The sequence below is a fragment of the Rhodoferax sp. RT5P35 genome (assembly GCF_056521385.1).
Window position 1 is genome coordinate 244,168 of sequence record NZ_JBWMAX010000007.1, and the last position, 26,842, is coordinate 271,009.

24 protein-coding genes are annotated in these 26,842 nt (G+C 57.9%); 12 read left to right on the forward strand and 12 right to left on the reverse strand.

Annotated features, from left to right (window positions below; all coding sequences use genetic code 11):
- Positions 1-242 precede the first annotated feature (242 nt).
- The 5 genes from AC097L_RS13490 to AC097L_RS13510 are packed head-to-tail and all read left to right on the forward strand — an operon-like array spanning position 243 to position 8,738.
- Complete coding sequence (locus tag AC097L_RS13490) at positions 243-1,622, forward strand: TIGR03013 family XrtA/PEP-CTERM system glycosyltransferase (protein ID WP_479586940.1); 1,380 nt, start codon at positions 243-245, stop codon at positions 1,620-1,622.
- Positions 1,623-1,660: 38 nt separating this feature from the next.
- Entirely contained in the window at positions 1,661-3,763 is a 2,103-nt protein-coding gene (prsK, locus tag AC097L_RS13495) for an XrtA/PEP-CTERM system histidine kinase PrsK (protein WP_479586941.1), read from the forward strand.
- Positions 3,760-5,121 (forward strand): PEP-CTERM-box response regulator transcription factor, encoded by a 1,362-nt coding sequence (prsR, locus tag AC097L_RS13500; protein WP_479586942.1) that lies wholly within the window; start codon positions 3,760-3,762, stop codon positions 5,119-5,121. Before prsK ends, prsR begins: the two co-directional genes overlap by 4 nt.
- Before the next feature lie 30 nt (positions 5,122-5,151).
- A complete protein-coding gene (gene prsT / locus AC097L_RS13505; protein ID WP_479586943.1) occupies positions 5,152-7,926 on the forward strand; it encodes an XrtA/PEP-CTERM system TPR-repeat protein PrsT in 2,775 nt (924 codons plus the stop codon).
- Between the two features lie 23 nt (positions 7,927-7,949).
- Positions 7,950-8,738 (forward strand): S1C family serine protease, encoded by a 789-nt coding sequence (locus AC097L_RS13510; RefSeq protein WP_479586944.1) that lies wholly within the window; start codon positions 7,950-7,952, stop codon positions 8,736-8,738.
- Between the two features lie 18 nt (positions 8,739-8,756).
- Here AC097L_RS13510 and AC097L_RS13515 read toward each other — a convergent pair whose 3' ends face one another.
- From AC097L_RS13515 to hemA, 5 genes are all read right to left on the reverse strand, one after another.
- The gene (locus AC097L_RS13515; protein ID WP_479586945.1) at positions 8,757-9,752 is read right to left on the reverse strand and encodes an AAA family ATPase; all 996 of its coding nucleotides are present in this window, start codon (positions 9,750-9,752) and stop codon (positions 8,757-8,759) included.
- A gap of 155 nt (positions 9,753-9,907) precedes the next feature.
- Positions 9,908-10,234 (reverse strand): Grx4 family monothiol glutaredoxin, encoded by a 327-nt coding sequence (gene grxD, locus AC097L_RS13520; RefSeq protein ID WP_295951982.1) that lies wholly within the window; start codon positions 10,232-10,234, stop codon positions 9,908-9,910.
- A 168-nt stretch (positions 10,235-10,402) separates the two neighbouring features.
- A complete protein-coding gene (gene prmC, locus AC097L_RS13525) occupies positions 10,403-11,407 on the reverse strand; it encodes a peptide chain release factor N(5)-glutamine methyltransferase (RefSeq protein WP_479586946.1) in 1,005 nt (334 codons plus the stop codon).
- Positions 11,408-11,424: 17 nt separating this feature from the next.
- Complete coding sequence (gene prfA / locus AC097L_RS13530) at positions 11,425-12,507, reverse strand: peptide chain release factor 1 (protein ID WP_479586947.1); 1,083 nt, start codon at positions 12,505-12,507, stop codon at positions 11,425-11,427.
- 208 nt (positions 12,508-12,715) lie between these two features.
- Positions 12,716-13,984: a glutamyl-tRNA reductase gene (gene hemA, locus AC097L_RS13535; RefSeq protein WP_479586948.1), complete on the reverse strand. Its 1,269-nt coding sequence runs from the start codon at positions 13,982-13,984 to the stop codon at positions 12,716-12,718.
- 67 nt (positions 13,985-14,051) lie between these two features.
- Here hemA and AC097L_RS13540 point away from each other — a divergent pair, with 67 nt between their 5' ends.
- Positions 14,052-14,318, forward strand: coding sequence for a hypothetical protein (locus AC097L_RS13540; protein ID WP_479586949.1), 267 nt, complete (start codon positions 14,052-14,054; stop codon positions 14,316-14,318).
- Here AC097L_RS13540 and AC097L_RS13545 read toward each other — a convergent pair.
- The 7 genes from AC097L_RS13545 to AC097L_RS13575 all read right to left on the reverse strand — a co-directional run bounded on the left by AC097L_RS13545 (position 14,307) and on the right by AC097L_RS13575 (position 21,033).
- Positions 14,307-15,167, reverse strand: a complete 861-nt coding sequence (locus AC097L_RS13545) for a GGDEF domain-containing protein (protein ID WP_479586950.1) — start codon at positions 15,165-15,167, stop codon at positions 14,307-14,309. The genes AC097L_RS13540 and AC097L_RS13545 overlap by 12 nt on opposite strands.
- Before the next feature lie 44 nt (positions 15,168-15,211).
- Positions 15,212-15,961 (reverse strand): glycerophosphodiester phosphodiesterase, encoded by a 750-nt coding sequence (gene ugpQ, locus AC097L_RS13550; RefSeq protein WP_479586951.1) that lies wholly within the window; start codon positions 15,959-15,961, stop codon positions 15,212-15,214.
- A gap of 12 nt (positions 15,962-15,973) precedes the next feature.
- Positions 15,974-16,990 (reverse strand): sn-glycerol-3-phosphate import ATP-binding protein UgpC, encoded by a 1,017-nt coding sequence (locus AC097L_RS13555; RefSeq protein WP_479586952.1) that lies wholly within the window; start codon positions 16,988-16,990, stop codon positions 15,974-15,976.
- 104 nt (positions 16,991-17,094) lie between these two features.
- Complete coding sequence (gene ugpE / locus AC097L_RS13560) at positions 17,095-17,946, reverse strand: sn-glycerol-3-phosphate ABC transporter permease UgpE (protein ID WP_479586953.1); 852 nt, start codon at positions 17,944-17,946, stop codon at positions 17,095-17,097.
- Between the two features lie 12 nt (positions 17,947-17,958).
- Positions 17,959-18,840 carry a sn-glycerol-3-phosphate ABC transporter permease UgpA gene (ugpA, locus tag AC097L_RS13565; protein WP_479586954.1) on the reverse strand — a complete coding sequence of 294 codons (882 nt, stop codon included), beginning with the start codon at positions 18,838-18,840 and terminating at the stop codon, positions 17,959-17,961.
- 155 nt (positions 18,841-18,995) lie between these two features.
- Entirely contained in the window at positions 18,996-20,306 is a 1,311-nt protein-coding gene (ugpB, locus tag AC097L_RS13570; protein ID WP_479586955.1) for a sn-glycerol-3-phosphate ABC transporter substrate-binding protein UgpB, read from the reverse strand.
- A 421-nt stretch (positions 20,307-20,727) separates the two neighbouring features.
- The gene (locus AC097L_RS13575; protein ID WP_479586956.1) at positions 20,728-21,033 is read right to left on the reverse strand and encodes a DUF3579 domain-containing protein; all 306 of its coding nucleotides are present in this window, start codon (positions 21,031-21,033) and stop codon (positions 20,728-20,730) included.
- Positions 21,034-21,330: 297 nt separating this feature from the next.
- On the opposite strand from AC097L_RS13575, the gene AC097L_RS13580 reads away from it, so the two are divergent.
- From AC097L_RS13580 to kynA, 6 genes are all read left to right on the forward strand, one after another.
- Positions 21,331-22,533: an acetylornithine/succinylornithine family transaminase gene (locus AC097L_RS13580; protein WP_479586957.1), complete on the forward strand. Its 1,203-nt coding sequence runs from the start codon at positions 21,331-21,333 to the stop codon at positions 22,531-22,533.
- Positions 22,530-23,465, forward strand: coding sequence for an ornithine carbamoyltransferase (gene argF, locus AC097L_RS13585; RefSeq protein WP_479586958.1), 936 nt, complete (start codon positions 22,530-22,532; stop codon positions 23,463-23,465). Before AC097L_RS13580 ends, argF begins: the two co-directional genes overlap by 4 nt.
- 4 nt (positions 23,466-23,469) lie before the next feature.
- Complete coding sequence (locus AC097L_RS13590; protein WP_479586959.1) at positions 23,470-23,796, forward strand: YkgJ family cysteine cluster protein; 327 nt, start codon at positions 23,470-23,472, stop codon at positions 23,794-23,796.
- Positions 23,797-23,957: 161 nt separating this feature from the next.
- Positions 23,958-24,584 (forward strand): arylformamidase, encoded by a 627-nt coding sequence (gene kynB, locus AC097L_RS13595; RefSeq protein ID WP_479586960.1) that lies wholly within the window; start codon positions 23,958-23,960, stop codon positions 24,582-24,584.
- A gap of 13 nt (positions 24,585-24,597) precedes the next feature.
- A complete protein-coding gene (gene kynU, locus AC097L_RS13600; protein WP_479586961.1) occupies positions 24,598-25,884 on the forward strand; it encodes a kynureninase in 1,287 nt (428 codons plus the stop codon).
- Between the two features lies 1 nt (position 25,885).
- Positions 25,886-26,746, forward strand: a complete 861-nt coding sequence (gene kynA / locus AC097L_RS13605; protein WP_479586962.1) for a tryptophan 2,3-dioxygenase — start codon at positions 25,886-25,888, stop codon at positions 26,744-26,746.
- Positions 26,747-26,842: the final 96 nt, after the last annotated feature.

Sequence of the window (26,842 nt, forward strand, 5' to 3'; positions counted from 1 at the left end):
AAATTTATCCTGCCGAGCAGTGGGCCAGGGCACCCTAAAAATCTTGCCAAGTATGCTGCGTGTTTAAACCATCTTCCATTCGACATACCAATATTCGATGCATTTTCTTAAAAATCTAGATGCCAAACTGGGGTTGCAAGAGCCATTGAAAGTAAACCGATCTACGGGCCAAGGCTGTAGTTTTGGTATACCGGGGCTTATGGGCTGTGCCGCAGGGTTATCGCTGCAGATAGGTGGCGGGCATGATCAAAATATTTAGCCATTACTTGCACCGCCGCACGCTGCAGCAGGTTTTTTTCGATCTTGGGCTGGTCATCTTGGCCGTTTTGGCCGTGGTCATTTGGAAGGGTGAAGAATTCACCTCGATGGTGTCTTTGTTGGGGCATGCCGGTCTGCTGTCGCTGGGCATGTTGGTTATCAACTCTGCCTTGGGTTTTTACCAGCGCATCCATAACCGTTCGCTGAACCAGTCGCGCGCACGCGCAGCGTTATCTCTGGTATTGGCATTGCCGCTGACTTACGGTGTGTTTTCACTGTTTCCCCAAAGCTCAACCAGCAGGGAAACTTTGTCCATGGCGGCGATGGCGGGTTTTGTTGTGGTTATCTTGCACCGGGTGTACGTGGTCCACTCGATGCCGCAATCCATGATGCGCCACCGCGTGCTGGTATTCGGCACCGGGCCTCGGGCAGCTCTGGTGGGAAAAACACTCAAAAACGAAGACCCCCATGTAGATGTAGTGGGTTACTACGCCAGCCCGAACGAGGCCGAATCCGACGTGTCGGCCTGGGGGATTTTGTCCAAGCACAAGTCTTTGACCGATACGGCCCTTGAGTTGGAAGTGGATGAGATCGTTGTCGCACTGGTGGAGCGGCGGGGGGGCAGCATGCCCTTGCGTGAGTTGTTGGATTGCAAGCTACACGGTGTGCGGGTGGTAGATGTGGCCACGCATTTTGAAAAAACCAAGGGCCAGATTCGCCTGGATTCGGTAAATGCCGGGTGGTTGATTTTTGGGGATGGTTTTAGCCAGGGAGGCGTGCGAACAGCGGTGAAGCGTTTGTTTGATATTTTCAGCGCAGTAGTGCTGATTTTGTTAACCCTGCCGATCATGCTTGTCACCATGCTATTGGTGGTGCTGGAGAGCCCGGGGCCGGTTTTTTACCGCCAAGAGCGGGTGGGTTTTAACGGCCGACTGTTCAATGTGGTGAAGTTTCGCAGCATGCGTGCCGACGCTGAAAAAGACGGAACCCCACGCTGGGCCGCCGCCCAGGATGACCGTATTACCAAGGTGGGCAAGTTCATTCGAAAAGTCCGCATTGACGAATTGCCACAGTTGTTTTGTGTCCTCAACGGGGATATGAGCATGGTGGGGCCACGGCCGGAGCGGCCTTTTTTTGTGGACCAGTTGACACGCCAAATTCCGTATTACGCGGTGCGGCAAAGTGTGAAGCCTGGGGTTACGGGCTGGGCGCAAGTGCGCTACCACTACGGTGCCACGCTGGAAGATTCGGCCGAAAAGCTCCAATACGACTTGTATTACGTCAAAAACCATTCGCTGTTTTTAGACATTATTATTTTGTTTGAAACCGTAGGCGTGGTTCTGATGGCCAAGGGCGCGCGCTGAAGGTCGCCTCGCGGTTGTTGCCGCTCGCTGTGTAACCCATGGATAAAGAAATTTTGACTTTGACCGCCATGGGCTACGCCCTGGTCGGCTTGGTGTATTCCGGGTTTGCGCTGCGTTTGTTGGCGACGGGATACATCCGTGCCCCCAGAAACAAAGCCGCCGTTTATTTGTTCAGCGCAGTCGTGTTCACTGCGTTGTGGGGCGGGAGCGAATTGTTTTCTGCGCATGCTTGGTGGCGTTTATTGGGCAACTTGGCGGATGTGCTGCGTTACGGCTGCTGGTTCGGATTCATGTTGTCACTTTGCAGATCCAGCCGTAACGGACGGCTACCACCCGGCATGGCATGGTTGCCCGCGATGGCGGCAGCGTTGGTCGCCTTCGGTATTGTGGCGCAATGTTTGGTGGCATTTGGCACTTCGGACTTGGAGGTCCAGGCATCTTTGGTGCTGATGGGGGCTATGGCCTTACCGGTGCTGGCCTTGGTTTTGTTAGAGCAAATCTACCGTAATGTCACGGAGGACTCCCGTTGGAACGTCAAGCCTTTGAGTTTGGGCTTGGCAGGACTTTTTTTGTTCGATCTGTATTTGTATTCGCAAGCTGTTTTGTTCAAACGGTTGGATGTGGATGCATTGAGCATCCGTGGCGCCGTGCATGCCTTGATGGTGTTTTTGTTATTGCTGTCTACCACGCGCCGAAACGACTGGATTGCAAGTATCCGGGTATCCCAAAAAGCGGCATTCCATTCCGCGACACTATTTGTTGCCGGTGCGTATTTGATTTTCATGTCTGCCGTGGGTTACTACGTTCGGTACTTTGGTGGGGAATGGGGACGGGCTTTGCAAGTGGGGGTCGTGTTTTCTGCCCTTATCGCCCTCTTGGTACTGGCTATGTCAGGGGCATTCAGGGCCAAGCTGCGGGTGTTGGTCGGCAAACACTTCTTCCGTTACCGCTACGATTACCGTGAAGAGTGGCTGAAATTCACCCAGACGTTGTCTGGTCACAATGCCCCGCAAGATATGGGTCAACAGGTTGTGCGGGCATTGGCCGATATGCTGGACAGCCCGGGTGGCGGTTTATGGATGAAAAGCACAGGTGAAGCAGTGTTTCGCCAAACTGCCCACTGGAACTTGGTGGCCACATCCGCCAAAGAGGATGCCGAATCTCCGCTATGCCGTTTTTTGGCAAGCAGTGGTTGGGTGATTAATCTGGAGGAGTTCCGATCGTTCTCTAAACGTTATGGGACTCTCACATTGCCCGAGTGGCTGCTAGAGGTCACGCAAGCCTGGTTAATCGTGCCTTTGACTGCGGGTGGTGAATTGATCGGTTTTGTGGTCTTGGCGCGTGCCCGCACCACTATTGAGGTGAATTGGGAGGTGAACGATTTGCTGAAAACTGCCGGTCGCCAAGCTGCCAGCTATCTAGCGCAGATGCGGGCCACTGAGGCCTTGTTAGAGGTGCGTAAGTTTGATGCATTCAACCGGATGTCCGCCTTTGTGGTGCATGACCTTAAAAACATCGTTACCCAGTTGTCGTTGATGCTTAAGAATGCCAAGCGCTTGCATGCCAACCCTGAGTTTCAACAAGACATGCTGATCACGGTGGAGAATTCTTTAGACAGAATGCGCCAACTGATGCTTCAACTGCGCGAGGGGGCGACGCCACCTGGCACGGCGGTGGGGGTAGACCTGGGGGCCATCGTGCAACGCATCTCTGTGGTGGCTTCTAAGCGGGCCAGGCACCTGGATGTGTCTCTTGTAGATAAGGTGGTTACCCGTGGCCATGAAGATCGTCTGGAGCGGATCATCGGGCATATTGTGCAAAATGCTTTTGATGCGACAGAACCTTCCGGGCGGGTTTGGGTCACCCTGGACCGCTTTAACAGCCAGGCCCGAGTAGAGATCGGCGACACGGGGCATGGCATGTCGGAGGAGTTTGTCCAAGAGCGCCTTTTCAAGCCATTTCAGACCACAAAGCAAGCGGGCATGGGTATCGGTGCTTATGAGAGTTTTCAATACGTGCAGGAATTAGGGGGCAAAATTTTGGTACATAGTGAGTTGAATAAAGGAACGTTGGTGACGCTTTTATTGCCTTTGTTCGAAGTCCACCAAGGCTCTGATTTACACGCATTGGGGGCTTCATGAGTACCGATGCCGCACGTTCACTGCTGATTGTGGAAGATGATTTGGCTCTGCAAAAGCAAATCAAATGGTCGGTAGATAAATTTGACTCGGTGACTGCGAATGACCGGGACACTGCCATGGTGCAATTGCGCAGGCACAGTCCAGCTGTCGTTACGATGGATTTGGGTCTGCCCCCCGATGCCGATGGTGTTACCGAAGGCTTTCGGTTGCTGGAGCAAATTCTGACGGTAGAGCCAGATACCAAGGTGATTGTTTTGACCGGGCAAAACGACCAAGCCAATGCATTGCGCGCGGTGGCACTGGGAGCCTATGATTTTTTTGCAAAACCGTTTGAACCGGAGCTGCTCAATCTGACGATTGAACGCGCCTTCAGGATGTTTGAGCTGCAAAAAGAAAACCGGCGCTTGCAGTCCATGCACCAGCCTGATGCATTGACCGGTTTGATTACGCGCGACCCCGAAATGCTCCGTGTGTGCCGAACCATTGAAAAGGTAGCCAACACCACCGCAACTGTCATGCTGCTGGGTGAGAGTGGTACAGGCAAAGAAGTTTTAGCCCGTGGTTTACACCAGGCTTCTTCCCGTAAAAATGAGAAATTTGTTGCCATCAATTGCGCTGCAATACCTGAAAATTTGCTCGAAAGCGAATTGTTTGGCTATGAAAAAGGCGCATTTACCGGCGCAGCTAAAACCACCTTGGGGAAAATTGAACTCGCCCATGGCGGCACGCTGATGCTGGATGAAATTGGGGACTTGCCTTTTTCTTTACAGGCCAAGCTACTGCGGTTTATCCAGGAGCGCACCATTGAGCGGGTTGGCGGTCGCCAAGAAATACCGGTAGATGTCAGGATTGTGTGTGCCACGCACCAGGATTTGAAGGCCCTGAGCAAAGAGAGCCGTTTTCGGGAAGATCTTTACTATCGCCTGGCTGAAATCGTTATCAATATCCCACCACTGCGTGCCCGCAACGGCGATGCTGCATTATTGGCATTTGCCTTCGTTCGCCGCTTTGCCCGAGATCAAAATAGAGGCTCTTTAAATCTCAGCGAAGAAAGCGTCCGCTTGATTGAGCAACACAATTGGCCAGGTAATATTAGAGAGTTGGAAAACTGCATCAAGCGTGCAGTAATCATGTCTGACAGTAACCAAATTTTGCCAGAAGATATTGGATTGGAATCCATGGTTTCTGATGCATCAGATAAATCGTTGGATTTACGGGCTGTGCGCGATGCAGCTGAAAAGTCTGCAATTATTTCTGCCCTGGGCCGTGCCAATGGTAATATTGTTAAAACGGCTGAACTGCTGGGTGTTAGTCGGCCCACACTTTATGATTTGATGCATCGCCTGGGTTTAAAGTGATGATTCTATATATTTTAAATTGGGAAAATAATGAAAAAAAATATTTTTAGCCACAGTATTATTTATCTTGCGATTACTGTAGGGTTGCTTTCGGCCTGTGGCGACGAAAAGCCTGAAGTCTTGATCTCATCTGCCAAAGAAAGTCTGGCAAAAAATGATCCAAAAAATGCAGTAATAAAAATAAAAAATGCACTGCAAACTGACCCAAATATACCGGAAGCTCGATTTTTACTGGGTACGGCACTTTTAAAAATTGGTGATCCGGCCGCAGCTGAGATCGAACTTGAAAAAGCACGTGGTTTAAAGTATTCCGAAGATTTAGTAGTTCCACAAATTGCTAAATCTTTGATTGCTATGGGGAAGTTTAAAAAAGTAATTGATGATTTTTCAAAAACAGAGCTTACGTCTGCGAGCTCCATCGCCAGTCTAAAAATATCATTAAGTAAGGCTTACACGATTCAAGGGTCAGCGGATCTTGCAAAAAATGCATTGGATGCTGCGTTAGCTGTCGAACCAAATAATACAGATGCGTCTATTATCAAAGTTCGTGGATTGGCTTCGAAAGGCGAGTTGGTAGCCGCGCTCAATTCACTCGATGATCTTGTTGTTAAAAATCCTGAAAATCCAGAAGCTTTAAAACTAAAAGGAGATATTTTACTGATTGGCAAGAGCGATCAAGAGGGCGCTCTATTGCAGTACCAAAAGTCAATTGATGTAAAGGCCGGCTATATACCGGGCTATACGGGTATATTGAGCTTGCTTTTGCAGCAAAGTAAAATTGAAGCTGCCGAGAAAAAACTTGCAGAGTTGAAGAAGGTTGCTGAAAATAATCCACAAACCAAGTACTTTGAAGTCCAGTTGGCATACCAGAAAAAAGATTTTGTGTTAGCAAAGTCTTTGTCGCAGCAGCTTTTAAAAATGGCTCCCGATGATCCTATGTGCCTGCAGCTTGCTGGAGCTGTTGAGTTTCAGTTGAATTCAATGTTACAGGCTGAGGCGTATTTAAGTAAAGCTATTTCGGCAGCACCCAAGCTGCCTCTGGCACGCCGCTTTCTCGTTTCGACTTACCTGCGTACAGGGCAACCAGACAAAGCACTAGCCGCACTGAATGCCGCCTTGAATCAAGAACCTGTTGATACTGAACTCTATTCAATTGCGGGTGAGACTTTTCTGCAAAATGGTGATATCAAGAAAGCTGGGGAATATTTCTCCAAGGCAGCCAAGCTAGACCCCAAGGATGGTAGAAAGCGTACCTCTTTGGCTTTGGTTCACCTGATGGGCGGGGACACAGTATCTGCATTTGGTGAGTTAGATGACATAGCGTCAACTGATAAAGGTATTTCTGCTGATTTGGCTTTGGTAAGCGTATATTTGCGCAGCAACGATCTTGATAAAGCTTTAAAAGCAATTGACGGTATAGAAAAAAAGCAGCCCCAAAATCCACTGGCTTCAAATTTACGAGGAAAAATTCAGATTTCGCAAAAGAATTTTCCAGCTGCTAGAAAAAGTTTTGAAGCCGCTATAGCGTTAAGCCCGACGTATTATTCTGCAATTGGAAGTTTGGCGGCGTTGGATATCGCTGAGAAAAAACCTGAAGATGCAAAAAGAAGATTTGAAAATATTCTACTGAAGGACCCTAAAAACTTCCAGGCACTACTGGGTTTGGCTGAGTTGCGGTCAATCATGGGAGGTACCAAAGAGGAGGTTGCTGAATTGGTAGCCAAAGCTATTGCTGCAAACCCCACCGAATCAAAGCCACGTGTTTTGCTTATTGATTTTTATTTGCGAAATAAAGATTACAAGATGGCATTCTCTACTGCGCAAAATGCAGCAACTGCTTTGCCCGATAGTCCTGAAATTGTGGATGCGTTGGGGCGTGCGCAGCAGGCATCTGGTGATACTAACCAAGCTATATCAAGCTATACCAAACTTGCGGGAATGCAGCCTTTGGACGTTTTGCCATTGATGCGGCTGGCAAATATTAACATCTCAACTAATAATACGGATGCAGCTACGCAAAACCTTACCAAGGCACTAGAGTTAAAACCTGATTTTTTAGATGCCCAACGCGCATTGATCATGCTGAATATTACATCAGAAAAATATTCCAGTGCAGTATCTATGACGAAGTCAATACAGCGTCAGCGTCCTAAAGAAGTTATTGGTTATATCTTGGAAGGTGATGTTTACTCGGCGCAGAAAAAATGGAGTGATGCATTGGTGGCCTATCGTCTCGGCCTTAAATTGGTTGCTTCACCAGAGGCTGCTATCAAAGTGCACGCTGTAACCATTGCTGCTGGTAATAAGACTGAAGCAGATAATTTCTCTGCAACATGGGTGAAGGATCATCCTAAAGATACGGTATTTATTTCTTATTTGGCTGATTCGGCATTGGCAAAGAAAGATTTTCCAACTGCTGAGCGTTTGTACAATAGTATTTTAAAAATTCAACCCGAAAATGCAGTTGCTTACAACAATTTGGCTTGGATTGGTGGCGAATTGAAAAAGGATTCGGCCCTTGGCTATGCAGAAAAAGCGAATGCTTTAGTGCCGAACCAACCTGCATTTATGGATACGATGGCGACGCTGTTGGGCGCCAACGGTGACTATGTGAAAGCGATCGATTTGCAAAAGAAAGTAGTAGCGCTTCAACCTGAAAATCCTTTGTTTAGATTAAATTTGGCCAAGATTTTTATTAAATCTGGAGATAAAAAAAAGGCTAAAAACTTATTGGATGAACTGGCTAAAATTGGTGATAAATTTTCAGCGCATGAAGAAGTTGGTTCAATTTTGAAGACCTTATAGTTAGTTAAATAATTAAGTGAATTATGAAAAATAATTATTTGTACTATAGAAAAATATTTTCTTGGTCTATTTTTATTTTTTGTTTTCATGTGGATTCATCTTTTGCCGAGCTTGCAGATACTATTTCCAGGGTGAAACCATCTATCCTGATTGTTGGTTACTATAAAAATACCAATAGTCCGCGATTCACTCTAAAGGGTTCAGGCTTCGTTGCCACAGGGGGAAATGTGGGTATCACCAATGCCCATGTTTTATTCGGGCCATCAGAAGATAGCGCTGGTTCGAATTTGGTTGTGCAAGTACGCAATGCCAAAGGCGAGTTGCAGATGCGGCAAGCGACCGTGCTGGAGATAGACCGCGTGCATGACTTGGCAATGCTAAAGTTTGATGGTGACCCTGTGTCCGCCCTGCGCTTAGGCGACTCGAATGCCGTGCGTGAAGGACAGTCGGTCGCGTTAATGGGCTTTCCTATTGGTGGTGCCCTCGGGTTTTCGCCAGTGACTCACCGCGCTATGGTTTCGTCCATCACACCGATTGTTCTGCCTGCCGCTACAGGCCAGCAGTTGACCGAAAAGTCGATTCGTAGCATCCGGGACGGTAGCTTTGATATCTTTCAATTAGATGGCACGGCGTATCCGGGTAATAGCGGTGGTCCGCTGTTTGATGCAGAGTCTGGCGAGGTGCTCGGTATCGTGAATATGGTGTTCGTTAAGGGCACCAAAGAGTCGGCTATCAGCCAACCCTCTGGTATCTCTTACGCTATTCCCTCCAACTACATCCAGCAATTGATTCAGCGGCAAAAATCCCCTTGAGGTGCGTGCTTTGGGACCTTATTGCATGAAGCCCATGCGGCTCTTGTGCTGGCTGGCTTTGGGCAGGTCTTCTACCCGCACCGTATCGCGGCCATCCAGGCGGGCATTGCCGAAGCCGGTCATCAAGGCCCTGCGCATTTCACGGGGGGCTAGTTCTGCCAAGGCATCTTGCAGATCAGGCTGGGCTTCTGGAGCAAAACGTTCGCCCCAGCCATGTTCGGCGCGGATGGACTGGTAGAGGTTGCAGGCAATCTGGCGCGCCGCCTCGGGAGAAGGCGGCTCGATTTCAAACACGTTCATGCGGTTCAAAATGGGCTCAGGGATGCCGCGCGGGTCATTGGCCGTGGTGATCCAGATCACTTGGCTGGCATCGATGGCGACTTCGGCAAACTCGTCCATGAAGTTCTGGGCGGTGTCGTGTTCCAGCAGGCTGTAGAGCGCGCCCAGCGGGTCGTACTGTGCATCGGCGCTGGCTTTATCGATTTCGTCCACCACGATGACCGGGTTGGCGTATTCACCGTCAACCAGTGCTTCAAATACCTTGCCGGGCTTGGCACCTTTCCATTGGGACGATGAGCCCGACAGTAGCCAGCCCGCGGTCATGGAGCTCATGGGCACCAGGCTCATGCCGGTGCCCAGCAGGTCGGCGAGTTTTTTGGCGAAATGGGTTTTGCCGATGCCGGGCAGGCCGAGCAGCAGGATGGGGGTGACTTCCAGACCGTCGCGGCTGTCTTGGCTCAGGGCGACGTGGCGTTTTACATCGTCCAGCACCTCGGTAAAGTTGGGTAAGGCCTGGTAGAGAGCCGACATTTCGGGGATGCCCGAGGGTTTGACCTGGAAGCGGTCAGGGCCGCGCTCCAGCATGCGCTCGTAAGTGCTGCGCAGGTTTTCGTGTTCTCGACTAGGGAGCTTGGCCAGTTTGCGTTCGACCTCATGGGTGTGGAAGACGCTGCGCACATTGGCAACGGGCAGTTGAAACTGCGATGCATGCGGAACAAGACTGCGGGATTCCATCAAAGACTCCTTGGTTGCTGGCACAGCTTCATTTCAGCATAAGCCGTGCCAGTGCACCATGGCCGGAGGTGTGGAATAGTGCCGCTTACCCGGCCTATTTGCAGGCTCTGGGTCGGGCACCATCGCCTGCTGCGCACAAAAGCGTGCGCCTGGTATCAGGCCGGTGTGGAGCCCAGCACCTGGTGCAGTTCGCCGGACTCGTACATTTCCATCATGATGTCCGAGCCGCCGACGAACTCGCCCTTTACGTAGAGCTGTGGAATGGTGGGCCACTGGCTGTATTCCTTGATGCCTTGGCGCACTTCGTCGTCTTCCAGCACGTTGACGGTTTTAACGGTCTTGGTGTCCACGCCACAGGCCTTGAGCAACTGGATGGCACGGCCGGAGAAGCCGCACTGGGGGAAGCTGGCGTTGCCTTTCATAAACAGCACCACGTCGTTGGATTTGACTAGTGCATCAATGCGTTGTTGTGTGTCGCTCATCAAAAGACTCCTTGGAAATCAAACCACTATTATTTCACTTAGCACGCCGTGGCAGGAGGCGGGCGGTGTTGTGTCCCCGTTTGGGCCAAGGGTGCATCGTTTTTGAAATGCTATCATTTAAATAGCTATTGGCGTAGGTGATACATGCGCTAGAAGCCTAAAGCATGCTCAAATTAGTCGCCCACCTGTGCAGCGCGCGATACCGGCCAGGTCGGGCCGGGATTGCACCTGTGTAAAGCCTGCCTGCTCCAGCAGCGCCGCCACTGCCAAGGCCTGGTCGTAGCCATGTTCCAGCAACAACCAGCCTTGGGGCCGCAGATGCGCCGGGGCCTGGGCAATGATCTGGCGGATGTCGTCTAGCCCGTCCAAGCCAGCGGTCAGCGCGCTGCGTGGTTCGAAGGCCAGTGCGGGCAGGTGCGGGTCGGCATCGGTAATGTAGGGCGGGTTGGAAACTACCAAGTCAAACGTGCCAACCACCTGGGCTAGCCACGCACTGTGAACAAAGGCCACGGGCAGCGCCAGCCGGGCCGCGTTGGCCTGGGCCACGGCGAGTGCATCGGCGCTGTTGTCGACCACGGTGACCTGTGCGTCGGGCCGGGCCTTTTTAAGTGCCAGGGCGATGGCCCCGCTGCCGGTGCCAAGGTCGATCACCTGCGGGGCGGTTTTTCCGGTCAATCGTTCCAACGCCCAGTCCACCAGGGTTTCGGTGTCGGGGCGGGGTACCAGCACCCGGGCATCGACCTGCAGGTCCAGGCCGTAGAACTCGCGCTGGCCGGTGATGTAGGCCACGGGTTCACCGGCGCGGCGGCGGGTGCAGGCGGTGCCAAAGGCTGCTGCCTGCGCGGGCTTCAGGGCATCCTGCCCATGGGCCAGCAGCCAGGCGGCATCCAGCGGGCTTTTGCCCAGGGCGTGCAGCAAAAGCATGCGCGCATCCAACTTTTCGATACCGTGTTTTTGCGCGCCCAGCAGGGCTGTTTGCAGGGTGCTGACTTCATCGCTGTAGACCGATGTGACGGGACGGGCCGCAGCGCGTGCTTGTTTGCCCAGGCCGGGGTGCACGGGGCGTGGGGCCATGCGCTTGGCGGTTTTTTCCTGCGCCTCCTTGAGGGACTTGCTGGACACTTGGCCGTAGCCGGCTTTGGGCTTGGGGCCTTTGTTGATGGAGCGTGCCATGGGGTTCCTTGGGGGGGTTACGTGAGTGTTTCGAGTTCGGCCAGTTGTTCGGCCTCGTGGGCGGCACGCAAGGCATCCATGGGTTCGCTGAGGTCGCCTTCCATGATGAACAGCAGCTTGTATAGCGTGAGGTTGATGCGGTGGTCGGTCCAGCGGCCCTGCGGGAAGTTGTAGGTGCGGATGCGGTCGCTGCGGTCGCCGCTGCCGATCAGGCCCTTGCGCTCGGCGGCATCCTTGGCGGCGCGCTCCGAGCGGTCTTTTTCATGGATGCGGGCGGTCAGCACCTTCAGTGCCTGGGCTTTGTTGCTGTGCTGGCTGCGGCCATCCTGGCACTCGGCAACGATGCCGGTGGGGATGTGGGTGATGCGCACCGCAGAGTCGGTTTTGTTGATGTGCTGGCCACCGGCTCCGCTCGCGCGGTAGGTGTCGATGCGCAGGTCGGCCGGGTTGATCTTGATGGCCACGGCTTCGTCGGGCTCGGCCAGCACCGCCACCGTGCAGGCGCTGGTGTGGATGCGGCCTTGGGTTTCGGTGGCGGGCACGCGCTGCACCCGGTGGCCGCCGGACTCGAACTTGAGCTGGCCGTAAATGTTCTCGCCCTCGATGCGCAGCACCACTTCCTTGTAGCCGCCCAATTCACTCTGCGACTCGCTCACGATCTCGCTCTTCCAGCCTTTGCGTTCGGCATAGCGGGTGTACATGCGCAGCAGGTCTCCGGCGAACAGGGCGGATTCGTCGCCGCCAGTGCCGGCACGGATTTCCATGAAGGCGTTGCGTGCGTCGTCCGGGTCCTTGGGCAGCAGCATGCGCTGCAGTTCGGCTTCGAGCTTTTCCAGCTCGGCTTCGGCGGAGGTGATTTCTTCCTCGGCCATTTCGGCCATTTCCGGGTCACTTTTCATGGCGTGGGCCGCGGCCAGATCGGCCTCGCGCTGGGTGAAGCGCACAAAGCGACTGGCCACTTGGCCCACATCGGAATGCTCACGCGACAGCGCTAAAAACTGCTTCATGTCGCCCATGATGTCCTCGCGGGACAGCAAAAAGTCGAGTTCTGCAAGGCGAAAGACGTAGCGCTCAAGCTGTTGGCGGAGGAATGGTTTCATAAAAATTGTGGCTCACGCCCAGGCTACGCTGCGCTTCGCCAACCCCCTTGCAGGGGGCGATACCAGTGGCCCGGCAAAGCCGGTTCCACAGTATCCCTGGGCGGCGCGTTTGTGCAGACTGGGGTGGGGCGTGACTGGTTAACTTAAAGGGAGGGAGATGAACACCCCTGGAAAGCAGGGGGCCTAGCGCAGGGGAAGAGCAGCGTCGCTAACGCTCTTTGCGCAAAAACAGTTTGTGGATGGCCTGCACCGTCGGTTCACGGCTGTCGGCATCGCCTGCGCGCAGCTCGGCCATGGCACCGTGCAGCATTTTTTGCGTCAGGCCTCGGCTCAGCATCTCCAGCACGGCTTCGATGTCGTCGCCCTTGGCCAGCAGGCGGCGGGCGCGGGCCAGCTCGGTGGCGCGCCATTCGTCGGCCTGGGCGTTGAGCTGCTGGATCAGCGGTACCACGCCGTGTACCGGGTCGCGCTGGTCCATCCAGTGCAAAAAGCTTTGCACGCCTGCGTCAATGATGACCTCGGCCTGTGCCACTGCGGCCTGGCGGTTCGCCTGGCCGCTTTTCACCACGTGGGCCAGGTCGTCCACGGTGTACAGGTAGACGTCTTCCAGCGCCTTGACTTCGGGCTCGATGTCGCGCGGCACGGCCAGATCGACCATGAACATGGGGCGGTGCTTGCGCAGCTTCAGAGCCCGCTCCACCGCGCCCAGGCCAATGATGGGCAGGGTGCTGGCGGTGCAGCTTACTACCGCGTCGAATTCGTGCAGGCGGCTGGGCAGGTCGGCCAGGCGCATCACCTCGCCGCCGAAACGGGTGGCGAGCTTTTCGCCGCGCTCCAGGGTGCGGTTGGCAATCGCGATGGACTTGGGGTTTTTGGCGGCAAAGTGGGTGGCGGCCAGCTCAATCATCTCGCCTGCGCCGACAAACAGCACGCGCACCTGGGTCAGGTCTTCAAACAACTGGCCGGCCAGGCGCACGGCGGCAGCGGCCATGCTGATGGAATGCGCGCCGATTTCGGTGGACGTGCGCACCTCTTTGGCCACGGCGAACGAACGCTGGAACAACTGGTTGAGCGTGCTGCCCAGCGCCCCGGCCTGCTCGGCCACGCGGATCGCGTCCTTCATCTGGCCCAGAATCTGCGGCTCGCCCAGCACCATGGAGTCCAGCCCACTGGCCACGCGAAAGGCATGGCGTGCCACCGGGCCATCTTGCAGGGTGTAAGAGTGGGAGCGCAGCAGGGCGGGCGATACGCCACCGGTGCGGGCCAGCCAGTCCACCGTGTGCTCCAGCGCCTGCTGGTCGCCAGCGCAATAAACCTCGGTGCGGTTGCAAGTGGAAATGATGGCGGCCTCGGGGCCTTGCAGCGCGGCGCGCAGGCCGTGCAGTGTGGGGGCGATTTGGTCCAAGGCGAACGCAAACCGACCGCGCAAATCCAGGGGTGCGGTGGTGTGGTTAATGCCTAATGCCCAAACTGCCATCCTCCGATTATAAAATTTGTGCGGGGCTAAATCGCCTGCGCGCTGCCAAAGCCTCAAAATTGCCGCTATGGGACCTATAGATTCATTTTTTCACCTGCTGAATTTTGCAGCGCCGGCCCTGGTGGTGGGCATGCTGGTGGCTCTGGCCGCCCGGTTTTTTATGAAAAAAAGGCCTGCAGCGCAAAGGCTGTATGCGCAGGCTGCTATTAATTTTGTAGTTGGTTTGTTGGCGCTGGTTGGCGGTCTGTGGTTTTTTGGGCACGACGGCAAGATGGCCACCTACGCTGCGCTGGTGCTGGCCTGTGCCACCAGCCAGTGGTGGCTAAGTCGCTAGCAACGGGCCGAAGCGTGACAAGCCACTATGGCCACTATGGCCGCTTTGACCGCTGGGGGCCAGCGACACCTGGTTGCGGCCTGCGCGCTTGGCGTCATACAGGGCGTGGTCGGCGGCTTGCACCAGCGCATCCAGGGTCATGGGTTCACCTGCCGCCATGCCTGCCGCGCCCATGCTGATGGTGACGCGCACGGCATCAGAGGGTGCGTAGAGCTGGGCGGAAAAGGCCACGGCTTCGCGCATGCGTTCAGCCAGTGGGTGGGCGTACTCCAGCGGCGTATCCGGCAACAGCACCACAAACTCTTCACCGCCCCAGCGGGCCAGCAGGTCGGTTGGGCGCAGACACTGGGCGCACCGGCGTGCCACCTCCACCAGCACCTGGTCGCCCGCGTGGTGGCCATGGGTGTCGTTGACGCGTTTGAAGTGGTCGATGTCCAGAATCAGCAAGGCCAGGGGTAACTGTTGGCGCAAGGCCAGGTCGAGTACGCGCTGGGCCGTCTGGACGAAGTGGCGGCGGTTGGCCAGGCCGGTCAGGCTGTCGGTGATGGACTGCACATGGGCCACGTGCCGGGCTTGCTCCAGCGCTACGATCAGTGAAAAAATCGCCCAACCGGTGAGCACGGTCATCGGCAGCGGCACCAGCAGCGAGATGTAAAACGCCTCGCCCATGGTGTCGTAGCCCAGCGCACGGATGTAGCCATAAGTTAGTACCAGCGACAGCAGCGATACGACCGTGCTCATCCCCAGTGTGGTGCGCCACACACCCCAGCGCGCCACGGCGCGTGAGCAGCGCTGGCGCAGCGGGGTCAGTTCCGGATCAACGGGGCGGGGGGTGGAGCGGCTGGCCATGTGGCGCTTGTGCTAGCAAGAAGTGCGCGAGCCTCGATCCACCATCACGCTGCCGGGGCAAATAGATCGATCCGGTCGGTGATAGTGCCATCGGTGCCCAGCGCGGCCAGGCGCTGTACCGACGCTGCGTCGTTCACCGTGTAGCTGGCGCAGCGCAGTCCGGCGGCTTTGGCCTGGGCCACGCTGTCGGCCGTCCACAGCGTGTGGTCGCAGACGATGGCGATGCAGCCCAGGCGCTGCGCCGCTTGTAGCCAGCCATCCCACAGGCTTTCGAGCAGCAGGCCCCGGGGCAGGCCGGGTTGGGCCGTCTGGGCACCTTCCAGCGATGCCACGCTGAAGGATGTCAGCAGCGGCGGCACGGCCTGGCCTTGCCAGAGGCGGGCGGCGGCATCGGCCACTTTTTCGCCGGTCAGGCGGTCGGTGCCAGGCGAGGGTTTGATCTCGATGTTCAAAAACAGGCTGTTGCGTAGGCAAAACGCGGCAATGTTGTCCAGCGTGGGAATCGGCTCGCCCGCCTGGCTGCGCGAATGCCAGCTGCCTGCGTCGAGCTGTGCCAGCGCGCTCCAGGGCTGCTCCCCTGCAATGCCATGGCCGGTGCTGGTGCGTTCCAGCGTGTCGTCGTGCAGCAGGAAGGGCACGCCGTCGGCGCTGAGCTTCACATCGCATTCGAACATGCGGTAGCCGTGCTGCGCGCCCAGGCGGAAGGCGGCGAGGGTGTTTTCAGGGGCCAGTTTGCCCGCGCCGCGGTGGGCGATCCAGTGCGGATAAGGCCAATTTTGTGCAGTGACGTGCATGGTTCTAGAGGTTCAAAGGCGCTTGCCGGTGTCGCTATTAAACCAGTGCAAACGGTCGGCCCGCGGCGTGGCGTGGATGGTGCTGCCGATGGCGGGGGCGGCAGTACTCTCATCCGTGCGGATGATCAGCAGCTCGTCGCCCAGCCGGGCATAAATCAGGCGTTCGGCGCCCAGCATTTCGGTGGTTTCGACGACCAGGCTCCAACCCGTTTCGCCCAGGTGCAGGTGCTCGGGGCGGATGCCCAGAATGGCATTGGCCGGGCCGCCCAGGGCGGTGTTGGGCGCGCTTTTCAGCAGGTTCATGGGCGGGCTGCCGATAAAGCTGGCCACAAAGGTGCTGGCGGGCTGGGTGTAGACCTGTTCGGGCGTGCCAAATTGCTCCATCACGCCGCCGTTCATCACCACCATGCGCTGCGCCAGCGTCATGGCCTCCACCTGGTCGTGGGTCACGAACAGGCTGGTGATGCCAAGTTCGCGGTGCAGCTTCTGGATTTCCAGCCGGGTTTGGGCGCGCAGCTTGGCGTCCAGGTTGCTCAGCGGCTCGTCGAACAAAAATACCTGGGGCTGGCGCACGATGGCGCGGCCCATGGCGACGCGTTGGCGCTGGCCACCAGAGAGCTCGCGCGGCTTGCGGGTCAGGTATTGGCCCAGCTCCAGAATCTTGGCGGCCTTGTCGACGCGGGTTTTGATCTCGTCCACCAGCACCTTGGCGATCTTCAGGCCGTAGGCCATGTTGTCGAACACGCTCATGTGCGGGTAGAGCGCGTAGTTCTGGAACACCATGGCGATGTCGCGCTCAGATGGCTCCAGGTTATTGACGACCCGCCCGCCGATGCGGATGGTGCCGTCGCTGACTTCCTCCAGCCCGGCCACCATGCGCAAAAGCGTGGATTTGCCGCAGCCCGAGGGGCCGACGATGACAATGAATTCGCCATCGGCTATTTCGGCATTCACCCCGTGGATAACCTGGTTGGCGCTGGCACCTTTGCCGTAGCGCTTGATGACGTTGGTGAGGGAGATGGCGGCCATAGAGTGTTCTGCTATTAGATATATAGCTGCTAGCGCAGGTAATGCCTACGCTAGAGCCATTATTTTTATAAATTTCTGATGGGTATGCGCAGCGGGGGAGTGGCTTACTTCTCAGTGTCTACCAGGCCCTTGACGAACCACTTCTGCATCAGCATCACCACCAGCGCGGGTGGCAGCATGGCCAGGATGGCGGTGGCCATCACCAGGTTCCATTCGGTCTGGCCGTCGCCGCCGGAGATCATGCGTTTGATGCCGATGACCACCGGGTACATGTCTTCGTTGGTGGTGACCAGTAGCGGCCACAGGTACTGGTTCCAGCCGTAGATGAACTGGATCACGAACAGGGCGGCCATGCTGGTGGTAGACAACGGCAGTAGGATGTCCTTGAAAAAGCGCATTGGGCCTGCGCCGTCCATGCGCGCGGCTTCCACCAACTCATCCGGCACGCTCATAAAGAACTGTCGGAACAAGAAGGTGGCAGTGGCCGAGGCGATGAGCGGAATCGTCAGGCCCGCGTAGCTGTTGAGCATGCCCAGGTCGGCCACCACCTTGTAGGTGGGGCCAATGCGCACCTCGACCGGTAGCATCAGCGTGACGAAAATCGCCCAGAAGAAAAACTGCTTGAACGGAAACCGAAAGTACACCAGCGCAAAGGCCGATAGCAGCGAGATGGCGATCTTGCCGAAAGCGATGATCAACGCGGTAATCAGGCTGACCACCATCATCTTGCCCACTGCCGCGTTCGAGCCGCCACTGGAGCCCGTGCCGCGCAGCACCGTCAGGTAGTTGTCGATGAAGTGCGCGCCGGGCAGCATGGGAATCGGGCGCTGCACCATCTCCAGCGCCGTGTGGGTAGAGGCCACAAAGGTGACGTACACCGGAAAGGCCACCACCAGCACGCCCAGAATCAGAATCACATGGGCCAGGATGCCCCCGGTGGTGCGGCGCTCAACCATAAAAGCCGTCCATTAGTAATTCACTTTCTTTTCGACAAACTTGAACTGCACCACGGTGAGGGCCACCACGATCACCATCAGCACCACCGACTGGGCTGCCGAGCCGCCCAGGTCCATGGCTTTGAATCCGTCGTAATACACCTTGTAGACCAGGATGGCCGTGTCTTTGCCCGGCCCGCCCTGGGTGGTCGAGTCGATGATGGCAAAGGTGTCAAAAAACGCGTAGACGATGTTGATCACCAGCAGAAAGAAGCTGGTGGGCGTGAGCAGCGGGAACTGTATGGTCCAGAAGCGCCGCCACGGCCGGGCGCCGTCCATGGCCGCGGCCTCGATCAGTGATTTGGGGATGCTTTGCAGACCCGCCAGAAAAAATAAAAAGTTGTACGACAGCTGCTTCCACACTGCCGCGCCCACCACCAAGGCCATCGCGTGGGTGCTGTTGAGCAGGTGGTTCCAGTCCAGCCCCAGCAGGCCCAGCCAGTAGGCCACGATGCCGATGCTGGGCGAGAACATGAACAGCCACAGCACGCCCGCCACCGCCGGTGCCACGGCATACGGCCAGATCAGCAGGGTTTTGTAGATGCTGCTGCCCTTGATGACCCGGTCGGCAAACACCGCCAGCACCAGCGACAGGCCAATACCAAGGCCCGCCACCAGTACCGAGAAAATCGCGGTGGTTTTGAACGAGGCCAGGTAGCTCGCGTCGTTCCACAGGTTGCGGAAATTCTCCAGCCCCACCCAGTCCACCGAGGTGCCAAACGCGTCCGACTGCTGCAGCGACTGCAGCATCGCCTGGCCCGCAGGCCAGAAAAAGAACACGGTGATGACGATGAGCTGCGGCGCGATGAGCGCCCACGGCAGCCAGCTGGATTTGAATACGACCCGCTTTTCCATGGATGTTTAAGGCTAGCTCCGTTTTGTTTATTAGGCACCCAGCGTCGGGCACAACAGCTTGCAGGGGGGAACCCGTGGAACCGGCTTTGCCGGGCCACTGGGTTCGCCCCCTGCAAGGGGGTTGGCGAAAACGCGCAGCGTGTAGCTTGGGGGTGTTACTGTTTGTTTGCTTTTTCGAAACGCTCTAGCTGCTCGTTGCCGCGCTGCACGATGCTGTCCAGGGCTTCCTTGGCGGTCTTTTTACCGGCCCAAACCTGTTCCAGCTCTTCGTCCTCGATCGCCCGCACCTGCAGGTAATTGCCCAGGCGGATGCCGCGCGAGTTGGTGGTGGTCTTGCGGATCATCTGGTTGGGGGCCACGTCGGTACCGGGGTTTTCCTTGTAGAAGCCGGACTTGTCGGTGAGGGCGAAGGCCGCGGTGGTCACCGGCAGGTAGCCGGTGCGTTTGTGGCTGGCCGACTGCACTTCAGGACTGGAGATGTAGCTGAAGAACTTGGCGATACCTTTGTACTCGTCGGGCTTTTTACCGGCCATGACCCACAGGCTGGCACCACCGATAACGGTGTTTTGCGGCGCGCCCGGCACATCGGGGTAGTAGGGCAGCGGGGCCAGGCCGAAGGCGAACTTGGCGTTCTTCTTGACGTTGCCGTAGAAGCCGCTGGAGGTGGTCATCATGGCGCATTCGCCCGACACAAAGCTGGCCTCGGGGATGTTGCCGCGGCCCTTGTAGATGAACAGGCCTTGCTTGGCCATGTTGCCCAGGTTTTCGATGTGGCGCACGTGCAGCGGCGAGTTGATCTTCATGCGCGCGTCCATGCCGCCCAGGCCGTTGGCCTTGGTGGCAAATTCGACGTTGTGCCAGGTGGAAAAGCTCTCCAGCTGGGTCCAGCCCTGCCAGGCAATAGACATCGGGCATTTGTGGCCACTGGCCTTGAGCTTGGCGGCAGCCAGGGCCACTTCGGGCCAGGTGCCGGGGGCCTTGTTGGGGTCTAACCCGGCAGCCTTGAAGGCATCTTTGTTGTAATAGAAAACCGTGGTCGAGCTGTTGAACGGGAAGCTCATCATCTGGCCATTGGCGGCGGTGTAGTAGCTGGCTACGGCCGGAATGTAGGCGCTGGGGTCGAACTTCTGGCCCGCGTCTTTCATCATCTGGCCGACCGGAACAATGGCTTTTTTGCTGGCCATCATGGTGGCCGTGCCCACTTCAAACACCTGCAGGATGTGCGGCGCATTGCCCGCGCGGAAGGCGGCGATAGCGGCTGTCATGGACTCGTCGTACTGGCCCTTGTAGGTGGGCACAATTTTGTAGTCTTTCTGGCTGGCGTTGAAGTCTTTGGCCAGGTCGTTGACCCATTCGCCATTGACCGAATTCATGGAATGCCACCACTGGATCTCGGTCTGCGCCTGGGCCGTGGAGAGCGTGAGGGCGGCGGTGGCCAGGGCCAATGCCAAGCGGGAAATGTGCATGCGGGTTCCTGATGGAAGAGAAAAGGACGGATGCTAGGGCTAAAAAATGACAGTACCGTGAAATTTTGTCGCAAAGCTGACGTGCATGCCAGCGGGAAAACCCGTTTTGGTGCATGGCACCGGTGCCGACAGCGAGCCCGGTCTAATGGGTTCTTGGCTGCGTAAAGTGGAGTGGGATGGGCTGGTGTGCCTCAGAGTGCCCTATCAACCCGTTGCCTGGTCAAGGTGGCGCGGATTTTACCGCCTGGGGTGCTCTGCATCCGGGTCCGTGCAAGCCGGTGCCCATGCCCGTTTGCGGTCCTGGGCGCGATGGAGAAAACCCAGGCCATAGACTACGCAGTGGGGGTGGCGGTTGGCCCAGGCGCAGCAATGGGTGGATACGGTGGCGGCGTTCCGGCTGGCTTGGCCGCCAAGCGGGTGCTTATTCGGGAATCAGGCAGGCTTCTACGATCTGCAAACCGTTGTCACGCGCGAAGTTGATGGCGAAGTCCCAGGCCATCACGTCGTACTCGCGCAGGTCGCTGTGCAAGATCACCACCTTGGTTCCGTTGATGGTGGTGGGCACGCACCAGGGGGAGTAGCTCAGGTGGCTGCCAGGCTGTGCGCCACCAGGACGAAACTGGCTCAAAACCCCTGCCAAACGCTCGGCCCAGTCACTCGGGCGGAAGGCTCTTCCGTCGTGGGTGACACCCTGGATAAAGACTTCTTTGGCGGAGGTGGAAACCATCGGTGGGGCTTTTCAGAGGGGGTGGGGTGCGTGGATCAAGCCGTATGGAGCAGCTGGTTTAGGGGGCACTTTGTGCTGGAATGATAGCGCCTATGGCCGGTGTTGGGTAGATTTGCTGCGGTGCACAATAATTGTATCTTATATAAGACTTGAGCCTATTTTCGGGAGCTTGTGCCGGGCGGTAGTGCATTGCAGTAATGCGACATTGTCAAAAATATAAGCAATCTCTGCGCCTAGAATTACGTTTCAGCGGTGTGGTTGCCCTGAATCTGTAATGACTTATTTTGGAGAGACTGCATGACCGCTTATCAAGAGGCTTCCTCGCCCCACACCATGAACACCTATGGCCGACTGCCGATTGCGCTGTCGCACGGCCAAGGCTGCCGCGTGTGGGACGTAAACGGCAAGTCGTACCTGGACGGTCTGGGCGGCATCGCGGTCAACACGCTCGGGCATAACCACCCCAAATTAGTGCCTGCCCTGCAAGACCAGATCGGCAAGATCATCCACAGCTGCAACTACTACCACATACCCCACCAGGAGGCGCTGGCCGCCAAGTTGGTGGAGCTGTCGGGTTTGACCAACGTTTTCTTCTGCTCTACCGGGCTGGAAGCCAACGAGGCCGCGCTGAAGCTGGCGCGCAAGTTCGGCCATGACAAGGGCATCGAGCGCCCCGAAATCGTGGTCTATGAAAAAGCCTTCCATGGCCGCAGCATCGCCACCCTCAGCGCCACCGGTAACACCAAAATCCAAAAGGGCTTTGGCCCCATGGTTGAAGGCTTCATCCGCGTGCCTCTGAACGACATCGAGGCCCTCAAGACTGCCACCGCCAACAACCCCAACGTCACCGCCGTGTTCTTCGAGACCATCCAGGGCGAAGGCGGCGTGAACCCGATGCGGGTGGAGTACCTGCAGCAGGTGCGCAAGCTGTGTGACGAGCGCGACTGGCTGCTGATGATTGACGAAGTGCAGTGCGGCATGGGCCGTACCGGCAAATGGTTTGCCCACCAGTGGGCTGGCATCAAACCCGACGTGATGCCGCTGGCCAAGGGTCTGGGCTCGGGCGTGCCGGTGGGCGCGGTGGTGGCGGGCCCCAAGGCCGCGCACATCTTCCAGCCTGGCAACCACGGCACCACCTTTGGCGGCAACCCGCTGGCCATGCGCGCCGGGGTGGAAACCATCCGCATCATGGAAGAAGACGGCCTGCTGGAGAACGCCGCCAAGGTGGGCGCGCATCTCCAGGCCGCGCTGCGCCATGCTTTGGAAGGCGTGGCGGGCTTCAAAGAGGTGCGCGGCCAGGGCCTGATGATTGGCGTGCAGCTGGATCGCCCCTGCGGCGTGCTGGCCCAGCGCGCGGTGGATGCCGGGCTACTGATCAGCGTGACCGCCGACAGCGTCATCCGCCTGGTACCGCCGCTGATTTTGACCACCGCCGAGGCCGACGAGCTGGTGGCCATTTTGTGCCCTTTGGTCAAACAATTTTTGGCAGAACTGGTATGAACCATTCGTTGGAGAGCCCGTTAAAGCATTACCTGCAATTCAGCGACCTCGGCGCCGACGAGTACGCCTATATTTTTGGCCGCGCCGCGCTGATTAAGAAGAAGTTCAAAGCCTACGAAAAGCACCACCCCCTGGTGGATCGCACCATGGCCATGATTTTCGAGAAGGCCTCCACCCGCACCCGCGTGAGCTTCGAGGCTGGCATGTACCAGCTAGGCGGCAGCGTGGTGCACCTGACCACCGGCGACAGCCAGCTGGGCCGCGCCGAGCCCATCGAAGACAGCGCCAAGGTCATCAGCCGCATGGTCGATTTGGTGATGATCCGCACCTTCGAGCAGACCAAGATCGAGCGCTTTGCCGAGCACTCGCGCGTGCCCGTCATCAACGGCCTGACCAACGAATTCCACCCCTGCCAAATCCTGGCCGACATCTTTACCTACATCGAACACCGCGGCTCCATCGCGGGCAAGACGGTGGCCTGGGTGGGCGACGGCAACAACATGGCCAACACCTGGCTGCAGGCCAGCGAGGTGCTGGGCTTCACCGTGCACGTCAGCACGCCCAGTGGCTACGAGGTGGACCAGTCGGTGGCGGGCATCCGCTCGGCCGAGAGCTACAAGGTCTTCAAAGACCCGATGCAGGCCTGCGCCGGGGCCGATCTGGTCACCACCGACGTCTGGACCAGTATGGGTTATGAGGCAGAAAACGAAGTCCGCAAAACCGCCTTTACCGACTGGCGCGTCGATCTGGAAATGATGGCCATTGCCAAACCCGACGCGCTCTTCATGCACTGCCTGCCCGCCCACCGCGGCGAAGAGGTGGATGCCGATGTGATCGATGGCCCGCAATCGGTGGTGTGGGACGAGGCCGAGAACCGTATGCACGTGCAAAAAGCGTTGATGGAATACCTGGTGCTCGGCAAGCTGGAGTAAACAAATGCCCACCGTCTGCCAAAGCTGCGGCATCTGCTGCGCCAGCTTCCGCGTGGACTTTGCGGTGGAAGAGTCGCAGGATTCATGGGAACTGGGCGGGTGTGTGCCCGAGGGCCTGGTGGTCGAGGTCAACGCCCGGCTGCGCCGCATGCGCGGCACCGACCACAGCCCGCCGCGCTGCGCCGCCCTGACCGGCACCTTGGGCGAGCGCGTTGCCTGTGGCATCTACGAATGGCGGCCTTCGCCTTGCCGCGAATTCGAGGCGGGCAGTGCGCCCTGCCTGCAAGCCCGCACCCGCCGGGGTTTGTCGAATGCTCTACTTTTTAAATAAAAAATTGATAGCATCTTGCGAAGAAAGAATCTACGCTAGAGGCAGTTTTAAGGCTTGAAAAAGCCTTGTTTTTTGGGCTTTCTGAAAATCAAGGGGAATTCGGCGGCTGTTGGAAATAACCGACACCACGCCTGTTTTTGCGGTGCTACCTTCCTGGCACTATGCAAAACCTCTGGGATATTTCCCCGCCTATTTCCCCCGGCTGCCCGGTTTTCCCCGGTGACACGCACTACCAGCAGCACTGGTCGGCCACCATCACGCCCGACTGCCCGGTCAACGTCAGCGCCATCACCTTGTCGCCCCACGTGGGCGCGCACGCCGATGCACCGCTGCACTACGACCCGCAGGGTGCGGCCATCGGCGCGGTCGATCTGGCACCCTACCTCGGCCCCTGCCGCGTCGTCCACTGCATCGACTGCGGTCCGTTGGTGCGCTGGGAGCATCTGGCCCACGCGCTGGTGGATCTGCCGCAGCGCGTACTCGTGCGCACCTACCAGCGCATGCCGGTAGACCAATGGGATGCCGACCTGGCCGCCTTTGCCCCCGATACCGTAGAGCGCCTGGCTGCCCTGGGCGTGACCCTCATCGGCATCGACACTGCCAGCATCGACCCGGCCAGCAGCAAGACGCTGGAAAGCCACCAAGCCATCCGCCGCCTCAACCTGCGCGTGCTGGAAAACCTGGTGCTGGACGACGTGCCCGAGGGCGACTACGAGCTGATTGCCTTGCCGCTCAAATTGATGACCGCCGATGCATCGCCCGTGCGCGCAATCCTTCGAAAACTTTGAAAGTAGAAAACCTATGACCACTCTCCACGATTGCCTACGCCTCGATGCGCAAGACCCCTTGGCTCCCTTGCGTGACCATTTCAGCCTGCCACCGGGCGTGATTTATCTGGACGGCAATTCCCTGGGCGCGCTGCCCCGCGCCACTGCCGCCCGCGTGGCCGAGGTGGTCACGCAAGAATGGGGCACCGACCTCATCAAGGCCTGGAACACCGCCGGTTGGTTCGACCTGCCGCAGCGCCTGGGCAACCAGATCGCCCGCCTCATCGGTGCCCAGCCCGGCGAGGTGGTGGCGACCGACAGCACCTCGGTGAACCTGTTCAAGGTGCTTACCGCCGCCATCCATATGGCCAGCGCCGACGCGCCGCAGCGCAAGACCATCGTGAGCGAGCGCAGCAACTTCCCCACCGACCTGTACATCGCCGAATCGCTGTGCCGCCAGCACGGCTTTAGGCTGCAACTGGTCGAGCCTGAAGAGATCGCCGCGTCCCTCAGGTCCGAGGTCGCTGTGTTGATGCTCACCCACGTGAACTACCGCACCGGTGCGATGCATGACATGCCTGCCGTCACCGCCGCCGCCCATGCCGCTGGCGCGCTGATGCTGTGGGATCTGGCGCACAGCGCGGGCGCGGTGCCGGTGGACTTGACCGGCGCGGGGGCCGACTTTGCCGTGGGCTGCGGCTACAAATACCTCAACGGCGGCCCCGGTGCCCCGGCCTTTGTGTGGGTGAATCCCGTGCATGCCGACCGTTTCTGGCAGCCGCTGGCCGGTTGGTGGGGCCACGCCACGCCCTTCACCTTCACGCCCGACTACCGCCCCGCGCCCGGCGTGCAGCGCTATCTGTGCGGCACCCAGCCGATGATCAGCCTGTCGGCCCTGGAGTGCGGGCTGGACGTGTTTGCGGCAGCCGCCACGCTCATTCCCAACCAGACGGCGATGGAAACCCTGCGCCATAAATCGCTGGCCTTGACCGACCTGTTCATCGCCCTGGTAGAGCAGCGCTGCGCCGGTTTCGGCCTGGAGCTGGCCACCCCGCGCGAGCACGCCCGGCGCGGCTCGCAGGTGTCCTTGAGCAAATCTGAGGGCGCGTACGCCATCGTTCAGGCGCTGATTGCCCGCGGCGTGATCGGCGACTTCCGCGCGGGCGACGGCGCGGCCCACCCGGACATCCTGCGCTTTGGCTTTACTCCGCTGTACCTGGGCTATGAGGACGTGTGGCACGCGGTGGAGCAACTGCGCGAGGTGCTGCAAACCGCAGAGTGGCAGCGCCCTGAATTTAACAAAATCAGCGCGGTGACCTGAGATGGGCTGCCCCCACAACCAGATCGGCGAAACCGAAAAGATCGTCCAGGAAGAAAAAGCCCAGCTCGACTTCAGCCAGTCCATGAGCTACGGCGACTACCTGCAGCTCGACAGCATTTTGTCGGCGCAAAAGCCCTTGTCGCCCGCGCACGACGAGCTGCTGTTCATCGTGCAGCACCAGACCAGCGAACTCTGGATGAAGCTGATGCTGCACGAGCTGCATGCCGCCATCCGCTGCGTGGCCACCGACGACCTGCACAGTGCCTTCAAGATGCTGGCCCGGGTGAGCAAAATCATGGCCCAGCTGGTCCATGCCTGGGACGTGCTGGCCACCATGACCCCGCCCGAATACAGCGCCATGCGCCCGTACCTGGCCAGCTCCAGCGGCTTCCAGAGCGCGCAGTACCGCTGCATCGAATTCGCCCTGGGCAACAAAAATGCCGCAATGCTGAAGCCGCACGCCCACCGCCCCGACCTGCTGGCTCGGGTGCAGGCGGCTTTCGAGGCGCCTTCGCTGTACGACGAAGCCCTGCGCCTCATGGCCCGCCGCGGCCTGGCCGTGCCCGCTGACTATTTGCAGCGCGACTGGACCCAGCCCTACCTGGCCAGCCCCGAGGTCGAGGCCGCCTGGCTGGTTGCCTACCGCGACCCGCACCAGCACTGGGATCTGTACCAGCTGGGCGAAAAGCTCACCGACCTGGAGGACAGCTTCCGCCTCTGGCGTTTTCGCCACGTCACCACCGTGGAGCGTGTCATTGGCTTCAAGCGCGGCACTGGTGGCACCGGCGGCGTGAGTTACCTGCGCAAGATGCTGGATGTGGTGCTATTCCCCGAAATTTGGACTTTAAGAACCAATTTGTAGCCGGGCCGGGAGGCAGGGTGGGGTCGTTACAATTCTGGGCAACGTTGAACGAGTCCCTCGCGGTCTGCGCATCCCTGGTCTCGGGCGGTCTGCGGC

Bases quoted from the DNA above. Each gene is read 5' to 3' on its own strand.
- AC097L_RS13490 (WP_479586940.1), top strand. From the start codon at position 243: ATGATCAAAATATTTAGCCATTACTTGCACCGCCGCACGCTGCAGCAG.
- prsK (WP_479586941.1), top strand. From the start codon at position 1,661: ATGGATAAAGAAATTTTGACTTTGACCGCCATGGGCTACGCCCTGGTC.
- prsR (WP_479586942.1), top strand. From the start codon at position 3,760: ATGAGTACCGATGCCGCACGTTCACTGCTGATTGTGGAAGATGATTTG.
- prsT (WP_479586943.1), top strand. From the start codon at position 5,152: ATGAAAAAAAATATTTTTAGCCACAGTATTATTTATCTTGCGATTACT.
- AC097L_RS13510 (WP_479586944.1), top strand. From the start codon at position 7,950: ATGAAAAATAATTATTTGTACTATAGAAAAATATTTTCTTGGTCTATT.
- AC097L_RS13515 (WP_479586945.1), bottom strand. From the start codon at position 9,752: ATGGAATCCCGCAGTCTTGTTCCGCATGCATCGCAGTTTCAACTGCCC.
- grxD (WP_295951982.1), bottom strand. From the start codon at position 10,234: ATGAGCGACACACAACAACGCATTGATGCACTAGTCAAATCCAACGAC.
- prmC (WP_479586946.1), bottom strand. From the start codon at position 11,407: ATGGCACGCTCCATCAACAAAGGCCCCAAGCCCAAAGCCGGCTACGGC.
- prfA (WP_479586947.1), bottom strand. From the start codon at position 12,507: ATGAAACCATTCCTCCGCCAACAGCTTGAGCGCTACGTCTTTCGCCTT.
- hemA (WP_479586948.1), bottom strand. From the start codon at position 13,984: ATGGCAGTTTGGGCATTAGGCATTAACCACACCACCGCACCCCTGGAT.
- AC097L_RS13540 (WP_479586949.1), top strand. From the start codon at position 14,052: ATGGGACCTATAGATTCATTTTTTCACCTGCTGAATTTTGCAGCGCCG.
- AC097L_RS13545 (WP_479586950.1), bottom strand. From the start codon at position 15,167: ATGGCCAGCCGCTCCACCCCCCGCCCCGTTGATCCGGAACTGACCCCG.
- ugpQ (WP_479586951.1), bottom strand. From the start codon at position 15,961: ATGCACGTCACTGCACAAAATTGGCCTTATCCGCACTGGATCGCCCAC.
- AC097L_RS13555 (WP_479586952.1), bottom strand. From the start codon at position 16,990: ATGGCCGCCATCTCCCTCACCAACGTCATCAAGCGCTACGGCAAAGGT.
- ugpE (WP_479586953.1), bottom strand. From the start codon at position 17,946: ATGGTTGAGCGCCGCACCACCGGGGGCATCCTGGCCCATGTGATTCTG.
- ugpA (WP_479586954.1), bottom strand. From the start codon at position 18,840: ATGGAAAAGCGGGTCGTATTCAAATCCAGCTGGCTGCCGTGGGCGCTC.
- ugpB (WP_479586955.1), bottom strand. From the start codon at position 20,306: ATGCACATTTCCCGCTTGGCATTGGCCCTGGCCACCGCCGCCCTCACG.
- AC097L_RS13575 (WP_479586956.1), bottom strand. From the start codon at position 21,033: ATGGTTTCCACCTCCGCCAAAGAAGTCTTTATCCAGGGTGTCACCCAC.
- AC097L_RS13580 (WP_479586957.1), top strand. From the start codon at position 21,331: ATGACCGCTTATCAAGAGGCTTCCTCGCCCCACACCATGAACACCTAT.
- argF (WP_479586958.1), top strand. From the start codon at position 22,530: ATGAACCATTCGTTGGAGAGCCCGTTAAAGCATTACCTGCAATTCAGC.
- AC097L_RS13590 (WP_479586959.1), top strand. From the start codon at position 23,470: ATGCCCACCGTCTGCCAAAGCTGCGGCATCTGCTGCGCCAGCTTCCGC.
- kynB (WP_479586960.1), top strand. From the start codon at position 23,958: ATGCAAAACCTCTGGGATATTTCCCCGCCTATTTCCCCCGGCTGCCCG.
- kynU (WP_479586961.1), top strand. From the start codon at position 24,598: ATGACCACTCTCCACGATTGCCTACGCCTCGATGCGCAAGACCCCTTG.
- kynA (WP_479586962.1), top strand. From the start codon at position 25,886: ATGGGCTGCCCCCACAACCAGATCGGCGAAACCGAAAAGATCGTCCAG.